Below are 22,601 nucleotides of genomic sequence, written 5' to 3'. Positions count from 1 at the left end.
CGCCCACCGCCGCGCCTCCCTCCGGCCATCCGCTCTTCCCTCCGGTCCGACCAGTCGGTACGTTGCGGGGCATCCGGTTCCGGTGTCCGCCGCCGGAGCCGCGTCCACCACGAGGGAGGCCCCGTGCCGCAGATCCACGGCCACTGCGACGACCGGTTCGCCGGGGTCCGGGACGCCTTCGAGGAGAACTTCACCGACCGCGGCGAACTGGGCGCGGCGGTGACCGTCCTGGTCGACGGCGCACCGGTGGTCGACCTGTGGGGCGGCTGGGCCGACGCCGCCCGCACCCGCCCCTGGGAGCGGGACACCGTGGTCAACGTCTGGTCCACCGGCAAGGGCCCGACCGCGCTCTGCGCCCATGTCCTGGCCGACCGGGGCCTGCTCGATCTGGACGCCCCGGTCGCCGCCTACTGGCCGGAGTTCGCCGCTAACGGCAAGGAATCCGTCCTCGTACGCCACCTCCTCTCGCACCGCTCCGGAGTGGCCGGGCCCGACACCCCGCTCACCCTGGAGGAGCTGTACGACTGGGAGACGGCCTGCGCCCGGCTCGCCGCCACCGCACCCTGGTGGGAGCCCGGAACCCGCTCCGGCTACCACGCGATCAGTTACGGATTCCTCGTCGGCGAAGTGGTCCGCCGGATCACCGGGCTGCGGCCCGGGGCGTTCCTCCGGCAGGAGATCACCGGCCCGCTCGGCATCGACTTCACCTTCGGCCTCCCGGAGAGCGAGACCCACCGGCTCGCCGAACTCGTCCAGGAACGCCCCGACCGGGCCGCCCAGGCGGCCCTCCTGGAGCGGATGACCCCGGTCGCCGTCGCCTCCCTGCTCAACCCGCCCACCGGCCGGGCCGCCGCCAACACCCCCGCCTGGCGCGCCGCGGAGATCCCCGCCGCCAACGGCCACGGCACCGCCCGCGCGATCGCCGCGCTCTACGGGATCCTGGCCGGACGCGGCAGCCTCGACGGCCGCCGGATCCTCTCCGAGAAGGCCGCCGCCCGCGTCGGCGAAGGACAGGGGGCCTGCCGCGACCTCGTCCTCGGCGACGGCTTCGCCCACGAGACGGAGCTCGGCCTCGGCCTCTGGCTGAGCGGTGCGAACCGCTCGTACGGCCCCGACCCGCGGGCGCTGGGCCACGACGGCGCGGGCGGCTCCTGCGGGCTGGCCGACCCGGATGCCTCAATCGCCCTCGGCTACGTCATGAACCGGATGGGCTCCCGGCTCGCCGACGACCCGCGCAAGACGGCCCTGGTGAACGCCGTGTACGCGGCCCGTCGGGGGGCCGCCGGAGGGTGAGCGGATCCGGACATCCGACGTGCCGACCCAACCCGGGTTTCACCTGCGGTTGCCAGGAATGTGAGGATGTCACCATGACAACCAAGGTCTACTTCGACATCACCATCGACGACGCGCCCGCAGGGCGGATCACGTTCAACCTGTTCGACGACGTCGTCCCCAAGACGACGGAGAACTTCCGCGCGCTCGCCACCGGCGAGAAGGGCTTCGGCTACGCCGGCTCGTCCTTCCACCGCGTCATCACGGACTTCATGCTCCAGGGCGGCGACTTCACCCGCGGTGACGGCACCGGCGGCAAGAGCATCTACGGCGAGAAGTTCGCCGACGAGAACTTCAAGCTCAAGCACGACCGTGTCGGCCTGCTCTCGATGGCCAACGCCGGCCCGAACACCAACGGTTCGCAGTTCTTCATCACCACCGTGCTCACCCCGTGGCTGGACGGCAAGCACGTGGTCTTCGGCGAGGTCGCCGACGAGGACAGCCTGGCCCTGGTCCGCAAGATCGAGGCCCTCGGCTCCGGCAGCGGCCGCACCAGCGCCAAGGTCACCATCGCCGAGTCCGGCGTTCTCTGACCGACCCGGTCGCCCGACGGGCCCGTGGCAGGGCCGTTCCCCGACGTACGCGTCGGCGGAACGGCCGGCCGCGGGCCCGCGGCATGTTCCGGCCGTTTCCGTGGTGCCCGCCCCCGCGATCGGGCAGTATGCGACATGTCCACGACGGGGGGAACGGCGATGCGACGTACCGAAGCCGCACGAGAGCTCGGCGGATTCGTCCGCGAACACCGCACCGACGGCAGCAGACGGCTACGACTGGCCGGCGCCCTGCTGGTCACCGGTGTCGTCGGCCTCGCCTTCGGGGTGCCCGTGACCATCGCCTCCATCGGCACCACCGACGGCGCGCCCGAACTGGCGGGTCTGCTCCTCGGGGTGGGGCTGGTCGGGCTGGGCCTCGGCGGCTGGCGCCTCATGCAGGCCCTGCGCACCCGGGAACAGTCCTTCGACGTCCACGAGCGGGGGCTGACCCACCGGATCGCGGGCACCGCCACCCTGATTCCCTGGACGGACATCGAGGGGATCGGGTCCGCCTCGGCCGAGGACGGGCGCCCGCTGGCCGAGGCCCGGGGAATGGGCTTCCGCTTCGCCATCGAACTGCGGAGCGCGCGGAAGATCCGGGTCGACACGTTCACCGAGGACGCGCGAGAACTGGCCGAGACGATTCACCGTGCGGTCAGCCTCGGCGAGTTTCCGCAGGGCCGGGGCCGTAGGCCCTGACGGCGGGTCCGTTCGGCCGCCGGGCCACTGAACGCCGGACTCCCTGACGGCGGGCCGGGGACCTACTGCTGGTCGCCGGACTGCGCGGCCCGCTCGGCGTTGCGCTCCTTGATACGAGCGGCCTCCTTGCGCACCTCGGCCTGCGTGGCGCGCTCCTTCTGGAGCCACTCGGGCATCTCGTCCTTGAGCGCGTCGATCTGCTCGGTCGTGAGCGGCTCGGTGACCCCGCCGCGGGCGAGCCCCGCGATGGAGATGCCGAGCTTCGACGCGACGACCGGGCGGGGGTGCGGACCGGTGCGGCGCAGCTCCACCAGCCAGGCGGGCGGGTCGGTCTGGAGGGCGTTGAGCTCGGTGCGGGAGACGGCACCCTCCTGGAAATCGGCGGGGGTGGCCTGGAGGTACACACCCAGCTTCTTCGCCGCCGTGGCGGGCTTCATGGTCTGGGCGGTCTTGTGCGACGTCATGGGTCCAGGGTATCGACCATGGGACATACCTCCGACCACCGACCGGTAGCCTGGTTCCGTGACAGGCTCGGACATCCCCTCATCCTTCAGGCTCGCGTACGTTCCCGGCGTGACGCCCACCAAGTGGGTGAGGGTCTGGCGCGAGCGGCTGCCCGACACCTCCCTGGAGCTCGTCCAGGCCACCGCCGCCGAGGCGCCGGACCTGCTGGCGGGCCGTGGCGCCGACGCCGGTCTCGTACGGCTCCCGGTCGACCGGAACGTCCTGAGCGCGATCCCGCTCTACACCGAGACGACCGTCGTCGTGATCCCCAAGGACCATGTCGTGACCGCCGCCGACGAGGTGGCGCTCGCCGAGCTGGCCGACGAGATCGTGCTGCACCCGCTGGACGACGTCCTCGACTGGGAGACCCTGCCCGGCCGCCCCGCCGTCGAGCGCCCGGCGACCACGGCGGACGCGATCGAGCTGGTGGCGGCGGGCGTGGGCGTCCTCCTCGTCCCGCAGTCCCTGGCCCGCCTCCACCACCGCAAGGACCTCACCTACCGCCCGGTCCCGGACGCCCCCGAGTCGCGCGTCGCCCTGTCCTGGCCCCAGGCGGAGGAAACCCCCGACCTGGTGGAGGAGTTCATCGGGATCGTCCGGGGGCGCACCGTCAACAGCACCCGGGGCCGCGCGGCCGCCCCGGCGAAGGCCAAGGAAAAAGCGAAGGACAAGGCCAAGGACAAGGCCAGGAGCAGTCGGGCGGCCGGCACGGGCGGCGGATCGGGCGGCGCCCGGAACAAGCCCGCGGCGGGCAGGAAGCCGCAGTCGGGAGGCCGGACCGGCGGCCAGAGCGGCAAGCGCGGAAAGCCGCGGGGCCGGTAGCGCGTCCGGATCCGCACCGTAACGCCACCCCACGGCGGTTGCCTCGTTGACCGGGCAACCGCCGTATGCAGGGGAGCGTCCGTCCGATGCCGAACATCCGCCGACCGATGCCGAACACCGGCAGCAGCCCGTCGCAGAGCACCCACGGTCTGCTGCCGGGCACCCGCAGCCCTTCGCCGGGCCCGCGCACGTCGTTGCCGGGCACCCGCAGACCGTTGCCGGGCGCGCGCAGAACCCGGGATCTCGGGCTCGTCGGGATGCTGCTCATCGCCGTGGCCTTCGCCGGACTCCAGCTGACGGCGGTCACCGGACGAGCCTCGCCCGACACGAAGAACTACCTCTCCTACGCCCTGAGTCTGAGCGGCGAGAGCCGTGCGGAAGCGGGCCGCCGGGCCATCGGCCACTCCTGCGCCAGCGGGCAGCACGGGCCCCTGGACTCCATCCCCTGGACCAGCCGGAAGGCCGCGGGCGAGTCGGAGGAACAGTGCGTGCTCCGGCTGACCGACTCGGTCGCGTACTGGTCCCGCCACGGCAACACGTCCGGGATGACCGCCCCGTTCGCCAACCAGCGGTTCATGGCCATCTTCGAGGCCCGGCCCGGCTATCCGCTGTTCCTGGTCCCCTTCGTGACCGTGTTCGGCGCCACCTGGGGCCTCTGGCTCGCCGGGCTCGTCGTCGCGCTGGCCGGAAGCGTCTGCGTGCTGCTCACCCTCCGTGCCGCGGGCGCCTCCCGGCGCGCCGGTCTGGCCGGGCAGGCCCTGTACCTGGCCCTGCCCACCGGCACCGTCGCGATGAACCCCCTGAGCGACGGGCTCTCCCTGGCGCTCGGTACGGCGGTCCTCCTCGGCTGCGTCCTGCTGCTGCGGGACCGGCCACGCACCGGCGCGGCGCTCGTCGCGGGTGGCCTGGCCCTGATGTTCCTCGTCCGGTACTCGCAGGCACTGCTGCTGGCAGCCGCTCTCGCGGGCGTCTTCCTGGCCTGGGCCGGGTGGCTGCGTCTGAAGCGGCGGCGGCCCACTCCCGTACTGCGGGCGGCCGGACTGTGCGGGGTGCTGGCGGCGGTCGTCTACGCCGGGGCGCATCTGTTGTCCTGGCCCATGGGTCAGGACAGCGCCCAGGATCTGCTGACCCACCACTACCAGCGCCCCGATCTGCCCGACCCCTGGCCCGAGTTCTTCGTCCAGGAGCGGGTCTTCTGGACGGCGTGGCTCCGGCGGCAGGCCACCTACCCGGTCCTTCCGGTTCTGCTCGCGCTCTCGGCCTGGGCGCTGCTGCGGCGGCGCTCCGTGGTGCTGCCCGTGGCCCTGGCGGCGGGAGCGGCGGGCCTCCTCAACCAGGCGGGCCACCCCAACCTCGACCAGCTCCTCGGCCACCGCCTCATCGTGTTCGTCTGGCTGCTGCCCGTCCTGGCGGTCCCGCTGCTCCTGGACCGGCAGGCCGCACCCGCCCCCGTGTCCGGGCGAGGGCCGTCACCCGACCTCGCGGAGCCGGAGAACGTACGCGGCGGTCAGCGCGACGGCGCGGTCGGCGTCGTTCCTTCCGGCCACGACCATGGCGACGAGCTCCGGGACCGCGTCCGCCTCGCCCTGTGTCCCGAGCGCCAGAGCGGCGTGGCCGCGGACCACGGCATCGGGGTGCGCGAGGGCGTCCCGCAGCAGCGCGGTGGCCTCGCCGCCGGGCATCTCGGCGAGCGACCGTACGGCACGCTCCCGCACCGCGGCCTCCGGTGAGCCGAGCCCCCGGGCCAGCAGCGCCGGGCCGCCGCCGCCCGCCCGGGCCAGCGCCCATCGCAGGGCCCCGGCCACGTTCGGGTCGCTCTCGCCGAGCGCCGCCTCGGCCAGGGCCTCCACCGGAACCTCGGCGACCGGGGTGAGGGCCGCGCGCTGGCGTGCGTCGGCGTTCTTCGACCCCAGGGCGCCCAGGAGCGTGACGACCTGGAGGACGTCCTCCCAGCCGGCCGGATCCGTGGCATGGACCCGGCGCAGCCGCGTGAGCAACTCGGTCTCCGCCGCGATGCGTTCACGCGTCCGGCGGATGAGGTCGTCGACGAGCGCGGACGGGGTGAAGCCGGGATCGTCGAGAGCGCGCCCGACCTCGCGCAGCGACAGCCCCATCGCCCGCAGGCTCTCGACATGGAAGATCCGCTGGATGTCCGCCCCGGAGTACTCCCGGTAGCCGGACCCGGTGCGGCCCGAGGGCCGCACCAGACCGAGCGACTCGTAGTGCCGGAGCATCCGGGCACTGACCCCGGACCGCCGCGCGACCTCACCGATCAGCACGCTTCACGGCCCTTCCTCGCCGGAGCGGATGGCAGCCCGGGCCCCCTCGGAACCGCCGGACCCCTCGGGCTCGCCGGAACCGCCGGGACCGCCGGCCGGGCCGGAACCGCCCGAACCGCCGGAGCCGCCGGAACCCTCGGCCGTGCCGGAGCCGCCGGACCCCTCGGGCTCGCCCGAACCGCCGGCCTCGCCGGCCTCGCCCGAACCGGCGCCGAGGGCGACGACCCGCTTCGCCTCCTCCAGCGCGAACGTGAATCCGGCGTCCGGGTCGCGCAGCAGGCGATCCGTGGCGAGCGCGTGCGCGCGTACCCGCGGGTCGGGGTCCTTCGTCGCGGCGGCCAGAGCCGACGCCATCGCGTCCCCGAGCGCGATCAGCGCCCGGCTGAGACTCAGCCGCGTCGCCGGCCCGCCGCGCCCGAGCTGCGTCGCCAGCAGAGCGCCCAACGCGGCCTCCTCCTCTTCCGGTACGAGCACGACCGCCGCCCGCCAGGCGCTCCGCGCCACCTCGTCGTCGGCGTCGGACAGGAGCGCCCGGGTGATCGCCGGCCACGCCCGCCGGTCCCCGATCTTGGACAGCGTGTGCAGCGCCTGGCTCCGCGCCGATGCCCGCTCCGAGCGGACCTCGCCGAGCAGCCGGGGAAGCGTGACGGACACCGGGTGACGGGTGAGCGCCCAGGTGAGCATGTCCCGGACGAAGAAGTCGGGCTCGACGGCACACCGCTCGACGAGCTTGTCGACGAAGCGGGGGTCCGGCGTCGTGCCGACGGCCAGCGCGGCCCGCAGCCGTACGGCCGAACGGCCGTCCTCCAGCCCGCGAAGCGCCCGTACAGTGCCGGCGTCCGCGCCCGCTTCCGCGCCCACGTCCGTACTCGTACTCGTGCCCATGCCCGTGCCGTGTCCCGTGACCGTCATCGAGACCACCTCCTCGACCAGCAGTGAAGAGCTTGTCACCGTGTCAAGGTCAAACCGGAGCGGCCGGGCCCCGGCTCACGGCCCGCGCCATACGTTGGCGAAGGCCGTGTTCTCGATGGTCCGCCGCTGGCGTACGGCCTCCAGCTCCATCACCGCTTCATGGACGGTGGCGACCACGGTGGTCACCGTCTCGTCGTCGAGGCGGGTTTCGTCGTCATCGGACCCGGCCCCGTCGAGACCCACGGCCGACGCGAGGGAGGCCAGAACGGGGTCGCCCTCCTCCCGGCGGGCGACGGCGCGGCGGCGGGCGGGCGTATCCACCAGCTCCACCTGCTTCGGGCCGAAGGGCAGCAGACCGCTCCGCTTCTGCGTGAGCTCGCCGTCACGTTCCAGAGCGTCCTGGTAGGCGGCCGAGAGGTCCCGGCCGCGGCGCCACAGCCAGTCCTCGATCCGCTCGAAGGGCGGTTGCCGGGTGAGCCCCGCCGCTGCCTCGCCGAGCAGCCGGTCGTCCGGCGCCGAGGAACCGCCCGGCACGATGAGGTCGCCGTCCACGGTGATGGTTCCCGCACCGATGAGATCGAGGAGTTCGGCTCCCGCGAGCGCGAGCGACAGATCGCCCTGCCCCACGGTGTGCTCCGGCTCCGGGTCCATGGCGATGATGAACAGGTCTTTCGCCGTGGTCATGTACGGCTCCCCTCAGAGGCGTCGACAAGGCGGGGCCCCACCGTCCGCCCCGGCCGGGAGCCGGTTCGGCGGCGAGGCGACTGCTACGACCAGTATCGCCCCCGCCCGCCCCACGGCCTCGGCGGCAGCCGGGCCGGAGCCGAAGAAGTCGATGGCCATGGACCGGAGTGATCCCTAGGCTGAGCCGATGAGCCACGGGAAAACGTCGTACGTCTGCCTCTCCTGCCGGGTGTCGTACAAGCAGCCCCACGACAGGGCCAGGCAGCGGACCTGCCCGAACTGCGCGAAGCCGATGATCCACGCCGGATCGGCGTTCGCGGCACCGCGGCGGCGGGACGTCGCGGCATGGCGGGCCCTCACCGTGCTGCTCAACGCGGGCGTGGGGTTTCACAAGAGCTGCTGCGGAGGCCCGGGTTTCCGGCCCCGAGGGCTGCGTGAGGTGCGCGAGCGGATGACGTACGCGCAGCGCAGCGGTACGCCGGTCGCCGAGGCGCTCGTACGGTACGACGTGCCGTAGCGCGCGAGTGCCGGAGCGGACGAACGTTCCGGTAAGCGGCATGCCGCCGACCGAACGCTCCGGTCGCCGTCATGACGCCGCGTCCGCCCGGTCCTGCGAGGTGTCCGCCTCCCGCCCTCGCTCATGTCGAAGGCGCCGCGCCAGGCGCGGGGCACCGTCTGCAGCCCGTTCAGGGTCTGCTGCGTGCGCAGCGTGTGGATCGCGGCGACGGACCGCAGATAGGCCAGCGCGGCATCGGGCTCCCGCTCGGCCAGTTCCGGATCGCTGAACCGGATCGTCCGGTGCGCCGAACGCCACCAGCGCTCCCGCGCGTTGCCGCGTTCCGAGTCCTCCTCGACGAAGCTCGCCGCGCTGAGCTGACGCAGGTGGTGGCTGGCCGTACCGGAGTTCACCTCCAGCCGCTCCGCGAGGCGGGTGGCCGTCGACGGACCGTGCAAAGGGTTCTTCGCAAAGAACTGTTCGCGAAGAACTGGTCGAGATGCGCTCAAGTCCGCTGCGGTTCGGCGCCGTTCACTGCGGTTCGTTCGCGAGACGCCGGGCCGTTAGGGTCGCTCGCGTGACTACCGCGATCGTTGTCGGCAGTGGGCCCAACGGGCTCGCCGCCGCTGTCGTCCTCGCCCGGGCGGGGGCCCGCGTCACCGTGCTGGAGGCGGCCGACGAGATCGGCGGCGGCACCCGCTCGGGCGAGGTCGTCATGCCGGGGCTGCTGCATGACCACTGCTCGGCCATCCACCCGATGGCAGCCGGATCGGCGTTCCTGCGGAGCCTCGATCCGGAGCGGCACGGGTTGGTCTGGCGTCGGCCGGAGATCGACTGTGTCCACCCGCTCGACGGCGGCGAGGCCGGCGTGCTGCACCGTTCGGTGGAGGAGACGGCCGCCGGGCTCGGCCGGGACGGTTCCCGCTGGCGGCTGGCGTTCGCCGGGCCCGCGGCCCGCTTCGACCTGCTGGCCGAGGACATCATGGGGCCGCTGCTGCGCCTGCCCGGGCACCCGCTCGCCCTGGCGCGGTTCGGCCTGCCGGCCCTGCTGCCGGCCTCGGCCGTCGCGCGCCTGTTCACCACCGAGGCCGGCCGGGCGTTGTTCGGCGGGGTGGCGGCGCACGCGTTCCGGCCGCTGCACCACCCGCTCTCCGCCGCCATCGGCCTGGGCATCATCACCGCCGGGCACCGGCACGGCTGGCCCGTCGCCGCCGGCGGATCGCGGTCGATCGCGGCGGCGCTGGCCTCGGCCCTCGCCGAACACGGCGGCACCATCGAGACCGGCGTCGAGGTGCGGCGCGTGCGGGACCTGCCACCCGCCGACATCACGATGTTCGACCTCGCGCCGCGCGCCGTCGCCGACATCGTCGGCGACCGGCTGCCCGCCCGCGTCGCCCGAGCCTACCGGCGCTTCCGGCACGGACCGGGCGCCTTCAAGGTCGACTTCGCGGTCGAGGGCGGCGTCCCGTGGACGAACCCGGCCGCCCGTCGGGCCGGCACGGTCCATCTCGGCGGCCCGTACGCCGAGACCGCCGCCGCCGAACGGGACATCCACGCGGGCCGCATGCCGGAGCGCCCGTTCGTCCTCGTCGGCCAGCAGTACCTCGCCGACCCCCAGCGCTCCGTCGGCGACATCCACCCCGTCTACAGCTACGCGCACGTGCCCCACGGCTACACCGGCGACGCGACCGGGGCGGTGATCGACCGGATCGAACGGTTCGCCCCCGGATTCCGGGACCGCGTCGTCGGCCACGTGGCGCGATCCACCACGGCCCTGCACGCCCACAACCCCAACTACGTGGGCGGCGACATCGTCACCGGCGCCAAGGACCCGCGCCAACTGGTCCTCGGACCGCGGTCCACGCTCTCCCCGTACGACACCGGTGTCCCCGGCATGTACATCTGCTCGGCCGCCACCCCGCCAGGACCGGGCGCGCACGGCATGTGCGGCGCCAACGCGGCGGAGACGGCCCTGCGCCACGTGACCCGTCGGCCCCACGACCGGTAATCTGGTCGTACAGCCACCCCGTGCGGGCGGCTGTACGGCGGTGGGGCCCGCCGTACCCAACCGCAGCCGCAACCGTCGTCGGCCGCCAACGGTCCCTACCTGACACTTCCGCGCGCCCGCGCACGGACCGGCCGATCAGGTAGGAGCCTGAACACGTGCACCCCGACCGCCCCGAACACCACACTCCGCCCACCGGCAGGCAGGCCGAACCGGTCGACCCGGACACCGCCGTCGACCCGTGGCCGTCCGCGAAGGCGCCCGGCCCGAAGCACCGCCAGGGCGAGATCCTCGCCGCCATCGCGGCCGGCGGCGTCATCGGCGCCTGCGCCCGCTACGGCGCCACCCTGATCTGGCCCGGCGCTCCCACCGCGTTCCCCTGGACCGTCTTCTGGATCAACGTCTCCGGCTGCGCCGCCATGGGCGTCCTGATGGTCCTGATCACCGAACGCTTCACCGTCCACCCCCTGACCCGGCCGTTCCTCGGCACCGGCGTCCTGGGCGGCTACACCACCTTCTCCACCGCCACCCTCGACACCCAGCGCCTCCTCGACCACGGCAAACACGGCACCGGGCTGCTGTACGCGGCGGCGACCCTGACGGCCGCGTTCGCCGCGGTCTGGGCGACCGCCGCCCTCACCCGCCTGATCGTCCTCCCGCGCACGGGTGCGGAGCGGGGGCGCTCGTGAACTGGCTGATGGTCATCGCCGGGGCGATCGTCGGGGCCCCGCTGCGCTACCTCACCGACCGCGCCGTCCAGGCCCGCCACACCACCGTCTTCCCGTGGGGCACCTTCACCGTCAACATCGCCGCCTGCGCCGGACTCGGCTTCCTCACCGGCGCCGCCACCGCCACCACCGTGCCCGCCGCACTCCAGCACCTGATCGGCCCCGGCCTCTGCGCGACGCTCAGCACCTACTCGACGTTCTCCTTCGAGAGCATGCGCCTGGCCGAGACCGGCGCGAAGTACTTCGCCGCCGCCAACGCCGTCGTCAGCGTCGTCGCCGGCCTCGGCGCCGCGTACCTCGCCACAGCCCTCGCCACCACCCTCCTGGCCTGACGACGGAACGAGACCGCCCCACCCGCAAGCGCTTTGCATAAAAGTGCGTCGATGCGTATAGTCATGCCATCGATCAGGAGGGTTACCGATGGTGGTACGAGCAGCAGTGGCAGGGGCGAGCGGATACGCCGGCGGGGAGCTGCTCCGCCTTCTGCTGGCGCACCCCGAGGTCGAGATCGGCGCCCTCACCGGGCACTCCAACGCCGGGCAGGCGCTCGGGTCGCTCCAGCCGCATCTGCGGCCGCTGGCCGACCGGGTGCTGGAGCCCACCACCGCCGAGGTTCTCGCCGGTCATGACGTCGTCTTCCTGGCGCTTCCGCACGGGCAGTCCGCCGCCGTCGCCGAGCAGCTCGGGGACGAGGTCCTCGTCGTCGACATGGGGGCCGACTTCCGGCTCAAGGACGCCGGTGACTGGGAGACGTTCTACGGGTCACCGCACGCCGGGACCTGGCCCTACGGGCTGCCCGAGCTGCCGGGCGGGCGGGCCGCGCTCGCCGGGGTGCGGCGGATCGCCGTGCCGGGGTGCTACCCGACCGCTGTCTCGCTCGCGCTCTTCCCGGCGTACGAGGCCGGGATCGCCGAACCGGAGGCCGTCATCGTCGCCGCGTCGGGCACCTCGGGTGCGGGCAAGGCGGCCAAGCCGCATCTGCTCGGCTCCGAGGTGATGGGCAACATGACCCCGTACGGGGTCGGCGGCGGGCACCGCCACACGCCCGAGATGATCCAGAACCTCAGCGCCGCCGCCGGCGAGCCGGTCACCGTCTCCTTCACGCCCACCCTCGCGCCCATGCCGCGCGGCATCCTCGCCACGTGCAGCGCGAAGGCCAAGCCCGGCGTGAGCGCGGAGAGCCTGCGCGCGGTGTACGCGAAGGCGTTCGCGGACGAGCCGTTCGTGGACCTCCTGCCCGAGGGGCAGTGGCCCGCCACCGCCGCCGTCCACGGCTCCAACGCCGTACAGGTCCAGGTCGCCCACGACCCGGCCGCCGGACGGATCGTGGTCATCTGCGCCATCGACAATCTCGCCAAGGGCACCGCGGGCGGCGCCCTGCAGAGCATGAACATCGCCCTCGGGCTCCCCGAGGACACAGGTCTCACGACGATCGGAGTTGCACCGTGAGCGTCACGGCAGCACAGGGGTTCTCGGCGGCGGGCATCGCCGCGGGAATCAAGGAGAGCGGTAACCCGGACCTGGCCCTCGTGGTCAACAACGGGCCGCGCCGCGCCGCCGCGGGCGTCTTCACCTCCAACCGCGTCAAGGCCGCCCCGGTGCTCTGGTCGGAGCAGGTCCTCAAGGGCGGCGAGGTCACCGCCGTCGTCCTCAACTCCGGCGGCGCCAACGCCTGTACGGGCCCCCAGGGCTTCCAGGACACCCACGCCACCGCCGAGAAGGTCGCCGAGGTGCTGGAGGGCCACAGCGCGGGAGAAGTAGCCGTCGCCTCCACCGGGCTCATCGGGCTCCTGCTCCCCATGGACAAGCTCCTCCCCGGCATCGAGCAGGCCGCCGCCGCGCTGAGCGAGCACGGCGGCGAGAAGGCCGCCATCGCCATCAAGACCACCGACACCGTGCACAAGACGGCCGTCGCGGGCGGCGAGGGCTGGACCGTCGGCGGCATGGCCAAGGGCGCGGGCATGCTCGCCCCCGGCCTCGCCACCATGCTCGTCGTCCTCACCACCGACGCCGACGTCCCCGCCCCGGAGCTGGACGCCGCCCTCCGTGAGGCCACGCGGACCACCTTCGACCGGGTCGACTCCGACGGCTGCATGTCCACCAACGACACCGTGCTGCTCCTCGCCTCCGGCGCCAGCGGCATCACCCCGGACCAGGACGCGTTCGCCGAAGCCGTACGGACCGTCTGCGACGACCTCGCCCGGCAGCTCATCGGCGATGCCGAGGGCGCCTCCAAGGACATCCGGATCGAGGTGATCAACGCGGCCACCGAGGACGACGCCGTCGAGGTCGGCCGCTCCATCGCCCGTAACAACCTCCTCAAGTGCGCCATCCACGGCGAGGACCCCAACTGGGGCCGGGTCCTCTCCGCGATCGGCACCACGAAGGCCGCCTTCGAGCCGGACCAGCTCAACGTCGCCATCAACGACGTCTGGGTCTGCAAGAACGGGGGAGTGGGCGAGGACCGCGACCTCGTCGACATGCGCTACCGGGAGGTCAGGATCACCGCCGACCTCGCCGCCGGCGCCGAGTCCGCCGTCATCTGGGCCAACGACCTCACCGCGGACTACGTCCACGAGAACAGCGCGTACAGCTCATGAGCGCCGCGCGGAAGCACACCGCACTCCCGAAGGCGCAGATCCTCATCGAGGCGCTGCCCTGGCTGACCCGGCACAACGGCAAGACCGTCGTCATCAAGTTCGGCGGCAACGCCATGATCGACGAGGAGCTGAAGGCCGCCTTCGCCCAGGACGTCGTCTTCCTGCGGCACGCCGGCCTCAAGCCCGTCGTCGTGCACGGCGGCGGCCCCCAGATCAGCGCCCAGCTCGACAAGCAGGGCCTGGTCAGCGAGTTCAAGGCCGGGCTGCGCGTCACCACCCCCGAGGCGATGGACGTCGTCCGGATGGTGCTCGCCGGACAGGTCCAGCGCGAGCTGGTCGGCCTCCTCAACCAGCACGGCCCCCTCGCCGTCGGCATGACCGGCGAGGACGCCCACACCATCACCGCCACCCAGCACCGGCCCACCATCGACGGCGAGTCCGTCGACATCGGCCGGGTCGGCGAGATCACCGCCATCGACACCGGGGCCATCCAGGCGCTGCTGGACGACGGCCGCATCCCGGTCGTCTCCTCCATCGCCCGCTCCGCCGACGACCACCACGTCTACAACGTCAACGCCGACACCGCGGCCGCCGCGCTCGCCGCCGCCCTGAACGCCGAGACGCTGATGGTCCTCACCGATGTCGAGGGGCTGTACGAGGACTGGCCCAACAGCGACGACGTCATCAGCCGGCTCACCGCGAGCCAGCTGGAGAAGCTGCTGCCCGAGCTGTCCAGCGGCATGGTCCCCAAGATGCAGGGCTGTCTGCACGCCGTGCGCAACGGCGTCGAGACCGCCCGGGTCATCGACGGCCGGGTCCAGCACTCGATCCTGCTGGAGATCTTCACCGACGAGGGCATCGGCACGATGGTCGTGCCGGACGCCCCCATCGACGTACACGCAGCCGACGTACACGCAGGGCCTGAACAGGGGGAATCATGACCGGCACCGGAGCCGATACCGGACTCACCTCGCGCTGGCAGGGCGCGCTGATGGACAACTACGGCACGCCCCGCCTGCCGCTCGTCCGCGGCGAAGGCGCGTACGTCTGGGACGAGGACGGCACCCGCTACCTCGACTTCGTCGGCGGCATCGCGGTCAACGCCCTCGGCCACGCCCACCCCGCCGTCGTCGAGGCCGTCTCCACCCAGGTCGCCTCCCTCGGCCATGTGTCGAACCTGTTCATCGCCGAGCCGCCCGTGGCGCTCGCCGAACGGCTGCTCCAGCTGTTCGGCCGTCAGGGCCGGGTCTTCTTCGCCAACTCCGGCGCGGAGGCCAACGAGGCCGCCTTCAAGATCGGCCGGCTCACCGGGCGCACCCACATGGTCGCGACCGACGGCGGATTCCACGGCCGGACCATGGGCGCGCTCGCGCTGACCGGACAGCCGGGGAAGCAGGAGCCGTTCGTCCCGCTGCCCGGCGACGTCACGCATGTGCCGTACGGAGACGTGGACGCCCTGCGCGCAGCCGTCACCACCGACACCGCCCTGGTCATCATCGAGCCGGTGCAGGGCGAGAACGGTGTCGTCGTCCCGCCCAAGGGCTATCTGGAAGCCGCCCGCGAGATCACCCGGGCGACCGGTACCCTCCTCGTCCTCGACGAGGTGCAGACCGGTATCGGCCGCTGCGGCCAGTGGTTCGAGCACCAGGCCCACCAGGGCGTCGAGCCCGACGTCGTCACCCTCGCCAAGGGCCTCGGCGGCGGTCTGCCGATCGGCGCGACCGTCGCCTTCGGTCCGGCCGCCGACCTGCTGAAGCCCGGTCACCACGGCACCACCTTCGGCGGCAACCCGGTCGCCTGCGCCGCCGGACTCGCCGTCATCGACACCCTCGCGGCCGACGGCGCGCTCGACGAGGTCAAGCGGCTCGGCGAGAAGATCCGCGACGGCGTGGAGGCGCTGGGACACCCGCTGGTCTCCCATGTCCGCGGCAGCGGCCTGCTGCTGGGTATCGTGCTCACCGGACCCCTCGCACCGCAGGTGCAGCAGGCGGCCCAGGGAGCCGGCCTCCTGGTGAACGCGCCCGCCCCCGATGTCGTACGGCTCATGCCGCCGCTGATCATCGGTGACGCGGAGGTGGACGCGTTCCTGGAGATCCTGCCGAGCGCTCTCGACGCGGCACACGGGGACGGACGATCCGGAGCATGACCCTCCGGAGAATGAGGCGACGACGATGACCGAGGCGCAGGAAACCGAGCACGGCGGGCCGTCCGTGCCGCAGACCCGCACCGCCCGCCACCGCCGGATCGTGGACATCCTGAACCGGCAGCCGGTCCGCTCGCAGAGCCAGCTGGCCAAGCTCCTCGCCGACGACGGGCTGAGCGTCACCCAGGCGACGCTCTCCCGCGATCTCGACGAGCTGGGCGCGGTGAAGATCCGCAACACCGGCGGCGAGCTGATCTACGCGGTGCCGAGCGAGGGCGGATTCCGCACCCCGCAGGCCCCGCTGGGCGGCTCGGCCAAGGAGGAGCGGATGCGCAGGCTCTCGGCCGAACTGCTCATCTCGGCCGAGGCCTCGGCCAACCTCGTGGTGCTCCGTACGCCGCCGGGCGCGGCCCAGTTCCTCGCCTCGGCCATCGACCAGGCCGAACTGCACGACATCCTCGGCACGATCGCGGGCGACGACACGCTGATGCTCATCAGCCGCGACCCGAACGGCGGTCAGGCGCTCGCCGACCATCTGCTGAGGCTCGCTCAGAACGACCGCTGAGCCCGGTACTAGTAGCGCGTGATCGCGGTCGGGCCCGAGCTGGTCCCGACCGCGATGTGCGGCCGCCGCTCCGGCTTCGCCCACGCCAGGATCTCCGCCATGGCGTCGGCGGGTACGGACACACAACCCGCCGTCGCCCCGCGCCCGTTCACATGCAGGAAGATGCCCGCGCCCCGGCCCAGTACCGGCTGCTCGTAGTTGAAGCCGATCACCAGCGCCCGGGCGTACTGCGTGCCGTAGGAGACCAGATGCTCGGCCTCCGCCGCCCGGCAGTGGGAGGGCCGCGGTTCCACCCAGCGGTTGTACGCGACCGAGTCGTTGTCCTGGCACCACCAGGAGTCCTCGTTCACCTTCCGGTACGGATACGTCGTGCCGGCCGGGGCGTCCTCGATGCCGAAGGCGTACGGCAGGTCGTACAGCCCGGTCGGGGTGGTGTTCGTGCCCTGCTCCCGGGTCGTCCCCTCGGCCAGCCCGTTCGCCCCGAACCGCGCGGGCGCGGACCCGGCCTCCGCCCACCGGCCCCCGCGCCGCTCCCACCAGGTCACCGTGCCCGTCGTGGAGCCGGTGTCCGGGGCCTCGGCGGTGATCAGCTGCGAGCCGCCGCCGGTGTCCGCCAGCCGGTCCGGCAGGGGCGGTACGTCGGTGGCGGAGGCGTCGGCGGGCCCGGCCCCGAGGGAGCCGGCCAGGGCGAGGAGTACGGCGGCGGTCACCAGTGATCTGCGCATGCTCCGGACCGTACGGCGACCGGCAGGATCGCCCCACCGGACCTGCTCCGTACGGCCCAGCGGCGCACACCGGGCGGGGCATCACCGGTCGGGCATCACGGGCCGGGGCATCACCGGTACCCGGGCTCCGGAAGCCGCTGCCGCCCCGCCGCCCGCAACAGCCGGTCCGCCGCCACCCGCACCGCGCGCGGCCGGTCCGGCGCACTCCGCTCGCGCAGCAGGTGCTCCGGAATCCCGGCGGCCTCCGGCAGCAGGGCCCGGGTCGCCGCCCGCACCACGGCCGGGCTCGCGTCGTCCAGCAACGGGGTCAGCCGCTCCCGTACCACCACGTCCAGCGCACGCAGTCCGCCGATCGCGTGCAGGCGCACGGCGGGCAGCGGGTGCTCCACCAGGGCCCACAGCGTCCCGGCGTCCGTCGCACGGTCGCCGCACTCGCCGAGGCCCGCGGCGGCACCCGGGTACGCGGCGGGCTCGGCGCACAGCGCCCGGCAGAGGGGCAGCGGGTCGATGCCGCCCTGCCGCAGCACGTAGCGCGCGCAGGCCCGTACGAGGGCGGACCGGTCGGCGAGGAACCGCTCCGCGTCACCGTGCCGCCCGGCCCGCCGCAGCGCGGTCACCCCGGCCGAACGCACCCGGGGCGAGCGGGCCGCCAGCAGCCGGTCCAGCACGGCGGCCGCGCCCGGATCCAAGGCCGCGCCCGGATCCAAGGCCGCGCCCGGGTCCACAGCCGCGTCCGGGTCCACGAGCCCGGCCGGCTTCACAGCCGCGCCCGGGTCTACGGCCGCGCCCGGATCCACGGCCGCGTCCGGGGCCACAGCTACGCCCGGATCCACGAGCCCGGCCGGCTTCACGGCTGCTTCCGCGCAGAGGTCCTGGAGGGTGACGTCACCGCAGCTCGCCGCCGTGGCGGCCAGCTCCATCGGCGTCAGCAGCCCGCGTTCCACCGCGATCCGGTACGCGAGCCTGTACGTCGCCCGGTCCGGATCGGCCGTCAGCGCCAGCACCTCTGCTGCCGGGCCCTCGCGCAGCGCGTCCGCCAGCAGAGCGCGGGCGAAGTCGCCCCGCTCCCGTCGTGCCAGCCGCAGGATCAGCCCGGCCAGCGGGAACAGGGCGCCGCCGGGCAGTTCGGCGAGCAGCGTCCGCGCCTTCGCGCGGACCGGAGCGACCCAGTCCGCGCACCGCACCACCAGCAGCGGGCGCAGCTCCGGGGCGGTGCGGACCGTGTCCAGGGCCGCCTCCCGGACCCGCCCGTCCCGGTGGCACAGGGCGACGGCGGGAGGCGGTGGCGGTGGCGGGGCCGGGGGAGCGGCCCGGGAGCCCGTACGTCCGCGCAACCGGTCCAGCAGTGTCCGGGCCGGCCGTTCCGGCTCCCCGGGCGGGCGGGTCCACAGCCAGGGGCGGTCGTCCAGACTCCGCACGCCGGCGTCGAAGGCCAACCAGGCCACGGCCGACGCGATGTCGAACGCCTCCTCCGGCGCAGCGCCCTCGCACACCCGCACCACGGCTCGCACGGTCTCCCCGTCCCGGCCGTCCCAGCTCTCCACGGCTGCCCCCTTCATCGGCTGCCGATGCTAGAGGCGTTCCGGCCGAGGAACCTCGGCATTTTCCGTCCGTACGGCCGCGCGCACCGCCCTGACCTGCCGTTTTGACAAACAATACGGAGGACTGCATAGTTATACCCATCAGTGATTGCACCGTAAGGAGAAACCCGTGACCGAGCGCGTCGTACTCGCCTACTCGGGCGGCCTGGACACCTCCGTCGCCATCGGCTGGATCGCCGAGGAGACGGGCGCCGAGGTCATCGCCGTTGCCGTGGACGTCGGCCAGGGCGGCGAGGACCTGGACGTCATCCGCAAGCGCGCGCTCGCCTGCGGTGCCGTCGAAGCCGAGGTCGCGGACGCCAAGGACGAGTTCGCCGAGGAGTACTGCCTCCCGGCGATCAAGGCCAACGCCCTCTACATGGACCGCTACCCGCTGGTCTCGGCCCTCTCCCGGCCGACCATCGTCAAGCACCTCGTCGCCGCCGCCCACAAGCACAACGCCGGGATCGTCGCCCACGGCTGCACCGGCAAGGGCAACGACCAGGTCCGCTTCGAGGCCGGCATCTCCGCGCTCGGCCCCGACCTGAAGTGCATCGCGCCGGTCCGCGACTACGCGATGACCCGGGACAAGGCGATCGCCTTCTGCGAGGAGAAGAACCTCCCGATCGCGACCACCAAGAAGTCCCCGTACTCCATCGACCAGAACGTCTTCGGGCGCGCCGTCGAGACGGGCTTCCTGGAGGACATCTGGAACGCGCCGATCGAGGACATCTACGAGTACACCGAGAACCCCGCCACCCAGCGCGAGGCCGACGAGGTCGTCATCTCCTTCAAGGAGGGCGTGCCCGTCGCCATCGACGGCCGTCCCGTCACCGTCCTCCAGGCGATCCAGCAGCTCAACGAGCGGGCTGGCGCCCAGGGCATCGGCCGGATCGACATGGTCGAGGACCGGCTCGTGGGCATCAAGTCCCGCGAGGTGTACGAGGCGCCCGGCGCGATCGCGCTGATCACCGCCCACCAGGAGCTGGAGAACGTCACCGTCGAGCGCGAACTGGCCCGCTACAAGCGGCAGGTCGAGCAGCGCTGGGGCGAGATGGTCTACGACGGCCTGTGGTTCTCCCCGCTCAAGCGGGCGCTCGACGGCTTCATCAACGAGGCCAACCAGCACGTCACCGGCGACATCCGGATGACCCTGCACGGCGGCCGCGCCGTCGTCACCGGCCGGAAGTCCGAGGAGTCGCTGTACGACTTCAACCTCGCCACCTACGACTCGGGCGACACCTTCGACCAGTCCAAGGCGCAGGGCTTCATCGAGATCTTCGGTCTCTCCTCGAAGATCGCCGCGAAGCGCGACCTCGCCTGACCCCCTCTCGTTGTACAGCCGCCTCCCCGTCGTCACGCGGCAGGGAGGCGGCCGCATATCCGCATCCGGGCCTACGCCTTGGCCTCGGCCCTTGCTTTCGCTTTTTGAGGAGCACGCAGTGAGCAGCAACAACGGTGACGTCCGGCTCTGGGGCGCGCGTTTCGCCGACGGACCGGCCGAGGCGCTGGCCAAGCTGTCGGCGTCCGTCCACTTCGACTGGCGGCTCGCGCCGTACGACATCGCCGGCTCCCGCGCCCACGCGCGCGTCCTCCACAAGGCGGGCCTGCTCACCGAGGACGAGCTGACCCGGATGCTCGCCGGGCTCGACCAGCTCGAAGCCGACGTCGCCGACGGCTCCTTCACCGGCACGATCGCCGACGAGGACGTCCACACCGCCCTGGAGCGCGGGCTCCTGGAGCGCCTCGGCCCGGACCTGGGCGGCAAGCTGCGGGCCGGCCGGTCGCGGAACGACCAGATCGCCACGCTTTTCCGGATGTACCTGCGCGACCACGCCCGGATCGTCGGCGGTCTGATCGCCGACCTCCAGAGCGCGCTGGTCGGCCTCGCCGAGGCCAACGCCGACGTCGCCATGCCGGGCCGGACCCACCTCCAGCACGCCCAGCCCGTTCTCTTCGCCCACCATGTGCTCGCCCACGTCCAGTCCCTCTCCCGGGACGCCGAGCGGCTGCGCCAGTGGGACGAGCGCACGGCGGTCTCGCCGTACGGCTCCGGGGCGCTCGCCGGGTCCTCGCTCGGGCTGGACCCGGAGGCGGTCGCCGCCGACCTCGGCTTCGAGCACGGTTCGGTCGCCAACTCCATCGACGGCACCGCCTCGCGGGACTTCGTCGCGGAGTTCGCCTTCATCACCGCGATGATCGGCGTGAACCTCTCCCGGATCGCGGAGGAGGTCATCATCTGGAACACGAAGGAGTTCTCCTTCGTCACCCTCCACGACGCCTTCTCCACCGGCTCCTCGATCATGCCGCAGAAGAAGAACCCGGACATCGCGGAGCTGGCCCGGGGCAAGTCCGGCCGTCTCATCGGCAATCTGACCGGCCTGCTCGCCACGCTCAAGGCGCTCCCGCTGGCGTACAACCGGGACCTCCAGGAGGACAAGGAGCCCGTCTTCGACTCCTGCGACCAGCTGGAGGTCCTGCTGCCCGCCTTCACCGGCATGATGGCCACCCTCACCGTCAACCGCGAGCGCATGGAGGAGCTGGCCCCGGCGGGCTTCTCGCTCGCGACCGACATCGCGGAGTGGCTGGTCAAGCAGGGCGTGCCGTTCCGGGTGGCGCACGAGGTGGCCGGCGCCTGCGTCAAGGAGTGCGAGCAGCACGGCATCGAGCTGGACCAGCTCACCGACGAGCAGTTCGCCAAGATCTCCGAGCACCTCACCCCCGAGGTCCGCACCGTCCTCAACGTGCGGGGCGCCCTCGCCTCCCGCGACGGCCGGGGCGGAACAGCGCCCTCCGCCGTCGCCGTCCAGCTCGCCGAGGTGAAGGAGGACCTGGCCGCCCAGCACGCCTGGGCGACCGCCCGCCGGTAGCCGCAGCGCCGACGACCCGTACGGTGTCGCGTACGTACGGCGTCACGTACGTACGGTGTCGTCGCAGGTGTATGAAGGGTGTCGCGGACTACGTTCACCGGGGTAGGAGTAACCGAAACCCGACCCGAGGAGCCCGCGATGCCCTTCGCCGCCCTGGCCGCCGCGACGACCCCGACCGCCCACATCGGACTGGGCCTGGCCGCCGTAGGGAGGCCCGGCTACATCAATCTCCACCGAGACCGGGACCTGCCCGCCGACCGGGACGTCGACGCCCTGCGCGCCCGCACCCACGAGCTGCTGGACGCCGCCTACGCCCAGGGCGTCCGGTACATCGACACCGCCCGCTCCTACGGCCGTGCCGAGGAGTTCCTCGCCGAGTGGCTGGACGCCAGGCCCTCGTTCACCGACCTCGTCGTCGGCAGCAAATGGGGCTACACCTACACCGCCGACTGGAGCGTCGAGGCCGAGGCCCACGAGGTCAAGGACCACTCGCTTGCCACCTTCGAGCGCCAGTACGCCGAGACCCGGGCCCTCCTCGGCGACCGGCTGAGCCTCTACCAGGTCCACTCGGTCACCCCGGACAGCCCGGCGCTCAGCGACAAGGAACTGCTCGACCGACTCGCCGCCCTGGCCGCCGACGGCGTCACCGTCGGCCTCTCCACCAGCGGCCCCGCCCAGGCCGAGGCGATCCGGGCCGCCCTCGCCGTCACGGTCGACGGCGAACCCCTCTTCCGTACGGTCCAGGCCACCTACAACGCCCTGGAGACCTCGGCCGCGCCCGCGCTCGCCGAGGCCCACGACGCCGGGCTCACCGTGATCGTCAAGGAGGGCATGGCCAACGGGCGGCTCGCCGGGGAGGAGGCCCCCGCCGTGTTCCAGGAGATCGCGGCCGGCGCGGGCGTGGGCGGCGACGCGGTCGCCCTCGCCCTGGTCCTGCACCAGCCCTGGGCGGGCGTCGTGCTCTCCGGCGCAGCCACGGCTGCCCAGCTCTCCGGTAATCTGCACGCCGCCGTCGTCGACCTGGACGACGAGCAGCGGGCCCGCCTCGACGCCCTGGTCGAGGAGCCGGAGGCGTACTGGCGGCACCGCGCCGGCCTGCCCTGGCACTGAAACCCGCCCCGGCC

General features: G+C 73.0%; 21 protein-coding genes and 2 pseudogenes. 16 read left to right on the top strand and 7 right to left on the bottom strand.

Going from position 1 to position 22,601, the window contains the following annotated elements:
* Positions 1-123: 123 nt before the first annotated feature.
* The 3 genes from ACSMXR_RS05040 to ACSMXR_RS05030 all read left to right on the top strand — a co-directional run bounded on the left by ACSMXR_RS05040 (position 124) and on the right by ACSMXR_RS05030 (position 2,564).
* Complete coding sequence (locus tag ACSMXR_RS05040) at positions 124-1,293, top strand: serine hydrolase domain-containing protein (protein WP_137232236.1); 1,170 nt, start codon at positions 124-126, stop codon at positions 1,291-1,293.
* Positions 1,294-1,367: 74 nt separating this feature from the next.
* The gene (locus ACSMXR_RS05035; protein WP_364889029.1) at positions 1,368-1,865 is read left to right on the top strand and encodes a peptidylprolyl isomerase; all 498 of its coding nucleotides are present in this window, start codon (positions 1,368-1,370) and stop codon (positions 1,863-1,865) included.
* A gap of 159 nt (positions 1,866-2,024) precedes the next feature.
* The gene (locus ACSMXR_RS05030; protein ID WP_381853067.1) at positions 2,025-2,564 is read left to right on the top strand and encodes a hypothetical protein; all 540 of its coding nucleotides are present in this window, start codon (positions 2,025-2,027) and stop codon (positions 2,562-2,564) included.
* A 62-nt stretch (positions 2,565-2,626) separates the two neighbouring features.
* Here the strand turns inward: ACSMXR_RS05030 and ACSMXR_RS05025 are convergent, their stop codons facing one another.
* The gene (locus ACSMXR_RS05025; RefSeq protein WP_030088390.1) at positions 2,627-3,028 is read right to left on the bottom strand and encodes a DUF5997 family protein; all 402 of its coding nucleotides are present in this window, start codon (positions 3,026-3,028) and stop codon (positions 2,627-2,629) included.
* A 58-nt stretch (positions 3,029-3,086) separates the two neighbouring features.
* On the opposite strand from ACSMXR_RS05025, the gene ACSMXR_RS05020 reads away from it, so the two are divergent.
* Together ACSMXR_RS05020 and ACSMXR_RS05015 are read left to right on the top strand one after the other, a co-directional pair.
* Positions 3,087-3,890 (top strand): LysR family substrate-binding domain-containing protein, encoded by an 804-nt coding sequence (locus ACSMXR_RS05020; protein WP_473171310.1) that lies wholly within the window; start codon positions 3,087-3,089, stop codon positions 3,888-3,890.
* 257 nt (positions 3,891-4,147) lie between these two features.
* A pseudogene (locus ACSMXR_RS05015) lies at positions 4,148-5,416 on the top strand (hypothetical protein); the annotation flags it as partial.
* Here the strand turns inward: ACSMXR_RS05015 and ACSMXR_RS05010 are convergent.
* The 4 genes and pseudogenes from ACSMXR_RS05010 to ACSMXR_RS04995 all read right to left on the bottom strand — a co-directional run bounded on the left by ACSMXR_RS05010 (position 5,360) and on the right by ACSMXR_RS04995 (position 8,719).
* Entirely contained in the window at positions 5,360-6,124 is a 765-nt protein-coding gene (locus ACSMXR_RS05010; protein ID WP_473172340.1) for a HEAT repeat domain-containing protein, read from the bottom strand. The pseudogene ACSMXR_RS05015 and the gene ACSMXR_RS05010 sit on opposite strands and share 57 nt — an antisense overlap.
* 234 nt (positions 6,125-6,358) lie before the next feature.
* A pseudogene (locus tag ACSMXR_RS05005) lies at positions 6,359-7,081 on the bottom strand (HEAT repeat domain-containing protein); the annotation flags it as partial.
* Between the two features lie 75 nt (positions 7,082-7,156).
* Complete coding sequence (locus ACSMXR_RS05000) at positions 7,157-7,765, bottom strand: GOLPH3/VPS74 family protein (RefSeq protein ID WP_473171309.1); 609 nt, start codon at positions 7,763-7,765, stop codon at positions 7,157-7,159.
* A gap of 387 nt (positions 7,766-8,152) precedes the next feature.
* The gene (locus ACSMXR_RS04995; RefSeq protein WP_473171308.1) at positions 8,153-8,719 is read right to left on the bottom strand and encodes a helix-turn-helix domain-containing protein; all 567 of its coding nucleotides are present in this window, start codon (positions 8,717-8,719) and stop codon (positions 8,153-8,155) included.
* Positions 8,720-8,838: 119 nt separating this feature from the next.
* On the opposite strand from ACSMXR_RS04995, the gene ACSMXR_RS04990 reads away from it, so the two are divergent.
* From ACSMXR_RS04990 to ACSMXR_RS04955, 8 genes are all read left to right on the top strand, one after another.
* Positions 8,839-10,269 carry a phytoene desaturase family protein gene (locus ACSMXR_RS04990; RefSeq protein WP_473171307.1) on the top strand — a complete coding sequence of 477 codons (1,431 nt, stop codon included), beginning with the start codon at positions 8,839-8,841 and terminating at the stop codon, positions 10,267-10,269.
* Positions 10,270-10,424: 155 nt separating this feature from the next.
* On the top strand, positions 10,425-10,955 hold the full coding sequence (locus tag ACSMXR_RS04985; protein WP_137232245.1) for a fluoride efflux transporter FluC: 531 nt from the start codon (positions 10,425-10,427) through the stop codon (positions 10,953-10,955).
* A complete protein-coding gene (locus ACSMXR_RS04980; RefSeq protein WP_473171306.1) occupies positions 10,952-11,326 on the top strand; it encodes a fluoride efflux transporter FluC in 375 nt (124 codons plus the stop codon). Before ACSMXR_RS04985 ends, ACSMXR_RS04980 begins: the two co-directional genes overlap by 4 nt.
* 88 nt (positions 11,327-11,414) lie before the next feature.
* Complete coding sequence (gene argC / locus ACSMXR_RS04975) at positions 11,415-12,443, top strand: N-acetyl-gamma-glutamyl-phosphate reductase (protein WP_218526730.1); 1,029 nt, start codon at positions 11,415-11,417, stop codon at positions 12,441-12,443.
* Positions 12,440-13,594 (top strand): bifunctional glutamate N-acetyltransferase/amino-acid acetyltransferase ArgJ, encoded by a 1,155-nt coding sequence (argJ, locus tag ACSMXR_RS04970; RefSeq protein ID WP_364889007.1) that lies wholly within the window; start codon positions 12,440-12,442, stop codon positions 13,592-13,594. The genes argC and argJ overlap by 4 nt, the downstream gene beginning before the upstream one ends.
* On the top strand, positions 13,591-14,535 hold the full coding sequence (gene argB / locus ACSMXR_RS04965; protein ID WP_218526731.1) for an acetylglutamate kinase: 945 nt from the start codon (positions 13,591-13,593) through the stop codon (positions 14,533-14,535). The genes argJ and argB overlap by 4 nt, the downstream gene beginning before the upstream one ends.
* A complete protein-coding gene (locus ACSMXR_RS04960) occupies positions 14,532-15,740 on the top strand; it encodes an acetylornithine transaminase (RefSeq protein ID WP_473171305.1) in 1,209 nt (402 codons plus the stop codon). Before argB ends, ACSMXR_RS04960 begins: the two co-directional genes overlap by 4 nt.
* A gap of 25 nt (positions 15,741-15,765) precedes the next feature.
* On the top strand, positions 15,766-16,302 hold the full coding sequence (locus tag ACSMXR_RS04955; RefSeq protein ID WP_019764598.1) for an arginine repressor: 537 nt from the start codon (positions 15,766-15,768) through the stop codon (positions 16,300-16,302).
* Between the two features lie 8 nt (positions 16,303-16,310).
* On the opposite strand, the gene ACSMXR_RS04950 is transcribed toward ACSMXR_RS04955, so the two are convergent.
* Together ACSMXR_RS04950 and ACSMXR_RS04945 are read right to left on the bottom strand one after the other, a co-directional pair.
* Positions 16,311-17,027: a L,D-transpeptidase family protein gene (locus ACSMXR_RS04950; RefSeq protein WP_137232249.1), complete on the bottom strand. Its 717-nt coding sequence runs from the start codon at positions 17,025-17,027 to the stop codon at positions 16,311-16,313.
* A 110-nt stretch (positions 17,028-17,137) separates the two neighbouring features.
* Complete coding sequence (locus ACSMXR_RS04945; protein ID WP_473171304.1) at positions 17,138-18,586, bottom strand: hypothetical protein; 1,449 nt, start codon at positions 18,584-18,586, stop codon at positions 17,138-17,140.
* A 151-nt stretch (positions 18,587-18,737) separates the two neighbouring features.
* Between ACSMXR_RS04945 and ACSMXR_RS04940 the strand changes: the two genes are divergently transcribed.
* The 3 genes from ACSMXR_RS04940 (at position 18,738) to ACSMXR_RS04930 (ending at position 22,587) form a co-directional block, all read left to right on the top strand.
* Positions 18,738-19,931, top strand: a complete 1,194-nt coding sequence (locus tag ACSMXR_RS04940) for an argininosuccinate synthase (protein WP_030632240.1) — start codon at positions 18,738-18,740, stop codon at positions 19,929-19,931.
* Between the two features lie 118 nt (positions 19,932-20,049).
* Positions 20,050-21,477: an argininosuccinate lyase gene (argH, locus tag ACSMXR_RS04935; protein WP_364888998.1), complete on the top strand. Its 1,428-nt coding sequence runs from the start codon at positions 20,050-20,052 to the stop codon at positions 21,475-21,477.
* 138 nt (positions 21,478-21,615) lie between these two features.
* On the top strand, positions 21,616-22,587 hold the full coding sequence (locus ACSMXR_RS04930; protein ID WP_137232252.1) for an aldo/keto reductase: 972 nt from the start codon (positions 21,616-21,618) through the stop codon (positions 22,585-22,587).
* Positions 22,588-22,601 lie beyond the last annotated feature (14 nt).

It is taken from the genome of Streptomyces sp. DSM 106670, from assembly GCF_055792845.1.
The sequence above is the reverse complement of the archived record's forward strand: the minus strand, read 5'-3'. Positions and strand labels throughout refer to the sequence as shown.

Bases quoted from the DNA above. Each gene is read 5' to 3' on its own strand.
- argB (WP_218526731.1), top strand. From the start codon at position 13,591: ATGAGCGCCGCGCGGAAGCACACCGCACTCCCGAAGGCGCAGATCCTC.
- ACSMXR_RS05035 (WP_364889029.1), top strand. From the start codon at position 1,368: ATGACAACCAAGGTCTACTTCGACATCACCATCGACGACGCGCCCGCA.
- ACSMXR_RS05010 (WP_473172340.1), bottom strand. From the start codon at position 6,124: ATGCTCCGGCACTACGAGTCGCTCGGTCTGGTGCGGCCCTCGGGCCGC.
- ACSMXR_RS04955 (WP_019764598.1), top strand. From the start codon at position 15,766: ATGACCGAGGCGCAGGAAACCGAGCACGGCGGGCCGTCCGTGCCGCAG.
- ACSMXR_RS04930 (WP_137232252.1), top strand. From the start codon at position 21,616: ATGCCCTTCGCCGCCCTGGCCGCCGCGACGACCCCGACCGCCCACATC.
- ACSMXR_RS05000 (WP_473171309.1), bottom strand. From the start codon at position 7,765: ATGACCACGGCGAAAGACCTGTTCATCATCGCCATGGACCCGGAGCCG.
- ACSMXR_RS05025 (WP_030088390.1), bottom strand. From the start codon at position 3,028: ATGACGTCGCACAAGACCGCCCAGACCATGAAGCCCGCCACGGCGGCG.
- ACSMXR_RS05030 (WP_381853067.1), top strand. From the start codon at position 2,025: ATGCGACGTACCGAAGCCGCACGAGAGCTCGGCGGATTCGTCCGCGAA.
- argC (WP_218526730.1), top strand. From the start codon at position 11,415: ATGGTGGTACGAGCAGCAGTGGCAGGGGCGAGCGGATACGCCGGCGGG.
- ACSMXR_RS04960 (WP_473171305.1), top strand. From the start codon at position 14,532: ATGACCGGCACCGGAGCCGATACCGGACTCACCTCGCGCTGGCAGGGC.
- ACSMXR_RS04950 (WP_137232249.1), bottom strand. From the start codon at position 17,027: ATGCGCAGATCACTGGTGACCGCCGCCGTACTCCTCGCCCTGGCCGGC.
- ACSMXR_RS04945 (WP_473171304.1), bottom strand. From the start codon at position 18,586: ATGAAGGGGGCAGCCGTGGAGAGCTGGGACGGCCGGGACGGGGAGACC.